The following is a 5,025-nucleotide window of genomic DNA, read 5'->3' as shown; positions in this document are numbered from 1 at the left end:
CTCTACCTCGGCGGGGGTGATCTCTTGGCCGGGGTGCGGGGTTAGGACGGCGTGGGGGCGTTCGCCCCACTCCTCGTCCGGTACGCCGATCACGGCGGCCTCCAGGACGCCGGGGAGTTCGTAGAGGACGTCCTCGATCTCCTTGCTCGCGATGTTCGCGCCGCCGATGATCAGGAGGTCCTTCTTGCGGTCGACCAGGTAGAGGTAGCCCTCCTCGTCCATGCGCCCGACGTCGCCGGAGTGCAGCCAGCCGCCCCGGTTGGTCTCCGCCGTCAACTCCGGGTCGTCCCAGTACGACCGGCTCAGCCACCGGCCGCGCATGATGACCTCGCCCGGCGTCCCGGGCGGCACCGGGCGGTCGTCCTCGTCGACGACCAGCACCTCCACCCCGTACGTCGCCCGCCCGCAGGAGGCGAGGACGCCTTCGCGGTCGGTGCCGACGGCCTCGTGGTCGGCCTTGGTCAGGACGGTCGCGAACGAGCAGGTCTCGGTCATCCCGTACGCCTGGAGGAAGATCGGCCCGAACCGTTCGAGCATCTCCTTGACCCGGGGCGCGGGGATGGGCGCCGACGCGTAGCCGACGGTGGTGAGGCTGCTCAGGTCGTGGTCGGCGTCCGAGGCGAGCAGCCGGAACAGCATCGTCGGGACGAGCTGCGCGTGCGTGATCCGCTCGCGCTCGACCGTGGCGAAGAACCGCTCCGCCTCGAAGCCGCGCACGTCGCCGAGCACCAGCCGGCCGCCCGCCATGAGCACGGGGCCGAACACGTGGTTCACCGAACCGGCCGAGTTGTGCGGGTAGGAGACCAGGTAGCGGGTGTCGGCGCCGACCTCGAAGTCCTTCATCACCGCCATGGCGTTGTCCATGGTCTGCTGGTGGGTGAAGAACACGCCCTTCGGGACGCCCGTCGTGCCGCTCGTGTAGAGGATGCAGAAGCCCGCGTCGTCATCGACGGACGGCTCCAGTGGGCCGGGCGCCGCCCGCGCCAGTAGCTTCTCGTAGTCGAGCCCGGAGCCCGTGCCGTCCAGGAACACCCACGACTCGACCGCGGTCTCCTCGCGGCCGAGGCCCTCAGCCTGGTCCGCGTGGGAGGCGCCGACCACGACGGCCTTCGCCTGGCTGTGGCGGAGCAGGTGAAGGGCCGCCGCGTCGTCCAGCCGGAAGTCCAGCGGGACGAACACCAGCCCGGCCTTCGACGCCGCGACCATCACCTCGACGCACTCCAGGCGGTTGTCCGTCATGAGGGCGACCCGGTCGCCGGACGCGAGGCCGAGGTCGTGGAAGGCGTGGGCGAGACGGTTCGTGCGGTCGTCGAGTTCGGCGTAGGTCAGTGAGTGGTCGTCGTCCACGAGGGCCACCCGGGCCGGGAAGCGCGTCGCGTGCCTGGTCACGAAAGTTCCGTAGTGCATCCGAGGGCCCCTTGGGGTCGGCGGCTTCGTCCGGCAGGAGCACGATATATCTGCACTCACAACCATTCAATGGGCGTGCTTCCGCCCCCGGGTCGCGGGGTCAGTCTGTGAGGAAGGGGGCGACGGCCCGGGTGAAGCGCCGGACGTCCTCGGCGTCCCAGCCGTCCAGGCCGAAGCGGATGTCCCGGAGCCCGGCGAGGGCCGACGCGGTCACCTCCGCCCCGTGCGCGCTGGCGCGGACGAGGCTGACGCGCCGGTCGTGCTCGCTGGCGACGCGCTCGACGTGCCCGGCCCGTTCGAGGCGCGCCACCGTGCGCGCCGCCGTCGTCGGGTGCAGCCGAAGCGCGGCGCCGAGTTCCCCCATGCCGAGCGGGGCCGCGTGCTCGGCCAGAGCCATCAGGACCTCGAACTGGGAGAAGGTCAGGCCGTGCTCGCCCAACGCGGCGGCCGTCCGCCGGACGGCGATCTGCTTCCCCCTGGTCAGCGCGGTCGCCGCGCTGATCTGTTCGACCGGGCCGGAGTCGTGCTCCAGCCAGTTGCGGCGGCCTTCCTCGATCGGATCCATGCGGTGTGTCGGCACGGCCCCAACGTAGCCGCCCAGAAGTAGCAGCGCATTCAATAGTTGATAGCGCAGATATACCGGGTTACCGTGCCCGACATGCGGACGCGGGCCTGACGGCCGTCCCGGCCGGAGCGGAGGGACCAGATGTTGCAGCACACGATGGTGGACCAGTTGCGGCTCAACGCCGGGTCGTTCCCGGACAGGCCGGCCATCGCACGCGCCGGGGCGTCCGAGGATTCCCTGACCTACGCGCAGGCACTCGACCGCGTGCTCCGGCTGGCCACCGCCGTCCGGCGCGCCGCCGACGGGTCGCCGGTCGCGATCCTCGAACGCAACGGGCCGGACGCGGTGCTGGCGTTCTTCGCCTGCCAGCTCGCCGGGGAACCGGCGCTGCCGGTCAACAACCTGCTCGCCGCGCCCGAGATCGACTACATCCTCGACGACTCGTCCGCCGGGGTCCTGCTGCACGGCGCCGAGTTCGACGGCGTCCTCGACACGCTGTCGCCCAGGCGCCGTCCGGAGCCGATCTGCTCCGCGACCCTGACCGGTGACGCCGACCCCTGGGAGAGCTTCGCGCCGAGCGACCCGTCCGAGCCGTTCATCATCGGCTACACCTCGGGCACCACCGGGTTTCCCAAGGGGGCCGTGTACGACGGCCAGGGCATGTACGTCCAGTACCTCCGCTGGGCGCACCAGTTCGGCCTCACCTCGGACACGACCGTCCTCACCCCCGGGCCGATGTTCCACAACTCCTACGGCGGGCTCTCGATCCTCGCGCTGCTGGTCGGCGCGACCAACCGCGTCATGACCTCCTTCGACGCGGGTACGGCGTGCGACGAGCTGGCGGGACGCTGCACGTGGGCGTTCCTCGTCCCCTCGATGCTGACGCAGATCATCGACGAGTGGCGCGGGCGCGGACGGCCCCCGCTGGCCGCCGCCCGCTTCGTGCTCTCCTCGGGCTCGGCCGCCGACCCGGCGCTGCTGGACGAGGCGTTCGACGCGTTCCCCAACGCCGTAGTCGGCGAGGCGTACGGGTGGAGCGAGGGCGGCTGGGTGACCTACGAGGCCAAGACCCGCGGCGCGGTCGTGCCGCAGTGCGTCGGCCGCCCGATGCTCGGCGCGGACGTCGCGCTGTTCGCCCCGGACGGCTCGCGCTGCCCCGCCGGGGAGACCGGCGAGATCGGCGTCCGCAACGTCACCCCGTTCCTCGGTTACGTCAATCCGGCGAGCCGGCTGGAGAGCTCGGCCGACGGCCGCCACCTGCTGTCCGGCGACATCGGGCGGTTCACCGAAGACGGGCGGCTGCTCGTGGTGGACCGCAAGAAGGACATCATCGTCACCGGCGGCGAGAACGTGGCGTCCGGCGAGGTGGAGCGCGTGCTCGCCGACCACCCGGCGGTCCGCGAGACGGCGGTGGTCGGCCGGCCGGACCCGCGGTGGGGCGAGGCGGTCACCGCGGTCGTCGCCCGGACGCCGGACCGCGAGGTGGGGGAGGACGAGCTCCGCGCGCACTGCCGCGCCCGCCTGGCCGCCTACAAGGTCCCCAAACGGTTCGAGTTCGTCCCGGAACTGCCCCGCAACTCCATGGGCAAGGTCCAGAAGTTCCTGTTGCGCGCATCGGAGGCATCCTGATGGACGACGTCGTGATCACCGGATGGGGTGCGGTGTCGCCGCTCGGCATCGGCGCGGACCGGATGCTCGCCGGCCTGCGGGACGGCGAGGTGGCGATCGGCCCGGCGCCGTGGTCGGGCAAGCCCGGCGTGCCCTTCGGCTGGTGGGCGGGCGTGCCCGGCTTCCGGCCGCACGACTGGATGGACGAGAGGGTCGTCGCCGGGACGGACCTGTTCGCCCAGTTCGCGCTCGCCGCCGCCGTCCAGGCCGTCGAGGACGCCGGGCTCGGCCCGCTCGATCCGGAGCGGACCGCGGTCGTGCACGGCACGAGCATCGGCGGCGGCCGGGCCCTGCTCAAGGCCCAGCACGACTACGACACCGGCGGGACGGCGGCGGTCGAGCGCAAGACGATGATCCAGATCTGGCCGAACATGGCGGCCGCGCAGATCGCGATGCGGTGGGGTCTCCACGGCCCCCAGCTCACCGTGTGCACCGCGTGCGCGTCGTCGCTGGACGCCATCGGGCTCGCCCGGACGCTGATCCGCGCGGGGCAGGCCGACGTCGCGATCGTCGGCGGCACCGAGGGCGGGCTGCCGCTGGCGAGCGGGGAGGCCGACGGCGACTTCGTCCCCGCGATGTTCGTCGGCCAGGCCGCGTACGGGATGACCACGGCCGAACGCGATCCGGCGCGGGCCAGCCTGCCGTTCGACGTGGACCGCTCGGGCATCGTCACCGGCGAGGGGTCCGCCGCGCTGGTCCTGGAGTCCGCCGGGCACGCGCGAGCCCGCGGCGCGCGGGCACGGGCGCGCGTCGCGGGCTTCGCCACGCTCGCCGACGGGCACCACCCGTCCTCGCCGGAACCGCACGGCCTCTGGGAGGCCCGCGCGATGCGGTCGGCGCTGGAGGACGCGGGCCTGCCGCCCGCCGAGGTCGGTGCCCTGGTGGCGCATGCCACCGCGACGCCGAAGGGCGACGCGGCCGAGATCAAGGCGATCAACAGCGTGCACGGCGGCGCCCACGGCGGACGGGCGGAACCGCTGCCGGTCACCTCGCTCAAGGGGCATCTGGGGCATACCGGCGCGGCGTCGGGAGCGATGGGCGTGATCGCCGCCGGGCACGCGATGGACGCCGGGGGCCTCCCGCACGTCGCCGGGACCGCCCGGGTCGAGCCGGAAGCGGAGTTCGACGTCATCATCGGGCGCCCGATCGAGCTGGACGTCGGCGTCGCGCAGATCAACGCGTTCGGCTTCGGCGGGCAGGACGCATCGCTGGTTCTCTGCCGTCCCTAATTTCTGACCTGGTGCCTTCGCGGCACCCCTGGCGGTTCCGGACGCAATGAGACCCTTGACACAGTCAGCTCCGGCCGCGATATTTGACGCTGACGTCAAACATCAGTTGTTCGTCCCCAAGCCGCCCCTCGACATCCTCCTCGCGTGGACAAAGGA

Annotated in this window: 4 protein-coding genes; 2 read left to right on the top strand and 2 right to left on the bottom strand. The window is 72.4% G+C overall.

Annotated elements, in window-relative coordinates:
- Together E1281_RS37350 and E1281_RS37345 are read right to left on the bottom strand one after the other, a co-directional pair.
- The coding region (locus E1281_RS37350) for an AMP-binding protein (protein ID WP_165959273.1) at window positions 1–1,407 on the bottom strand (1,407 nt) is incomplete at its 3' end.
- Between the two features lie 100 nt (window positions 1,408–1,507).
- On the bottom strand, window positions 1,508–1,987 hold the full coding sequence (locus tag E1281_RS37345; RefSeq protein ID WP_131884424.1) for a MarR family transcriptional regulator: 480 nt from the start codon (window positions 1,985–1,987) through the stop codon (window positions 1,508–1,510).
- Window positions 1,988–2,113: 126 nt separating this feature from the next.
- Between E1281_RS37345 and E1281_RS37340 the strand changes: the two genes are divergently transcribed.
- Entirely contained in the window at window positions 2,114–3,601 is a 1,488-nt protein-coding gene (locus E1281_RS37340; protein WP_131884423.1) for a class I adenylate-forming enzyme family protein, read from the top strand.
- Complete coding sequence (locus E1281_RS37335; RefSeq protein WP_131884422.1) at window positions 3,601–4,869, top strand: beta-ketoacyl-[acyl-carrier-protein] synthase family protein; 1,269 nt, start codon at window positions 3,601–3,603, stop codon at window positions 4,867–4,869. The genes E1281_RS37340 and E1281_RS37335 overlap by 1 nt, the downstream gene beginning before the upstream one ends.
- The last annotated feature ends 156 nt before the right edge of the window (window positions 4,870–5,025 follow it).

Source organism: Actinomadura sp. KC345 (assembly GCF_004348515.1).
In the GTDB taxonomy this organism is placed as follows: Bacteria; Actinomycetota; Actinomycetes; order Streptosporangiales; family Streptosporangiaceae; genus Spirillospora.
Note: the sequence above shows the minus strand (reverse complement) of the source record. Positions and strands in the feature narration are given on the sequence as shown.

What these genes read in the sequence shown, in the direction of transcription:
- E1281_RS37340 (WP_131884423.1), top strand. Translation starts at nt 2,114, where the DNA reads ATGTTGCAGCACACGATGGTGGACCAGTTGCGGCTCAACGCCGGGTCG.
- E1281_RS37335 (WP_131884422.1), top strand. Translation starts at nt 3,601, where the DNA reads ATGGACGACGTCGTGATCACCGGATGGGGTGCGGTGTCGCCGCTCGGC.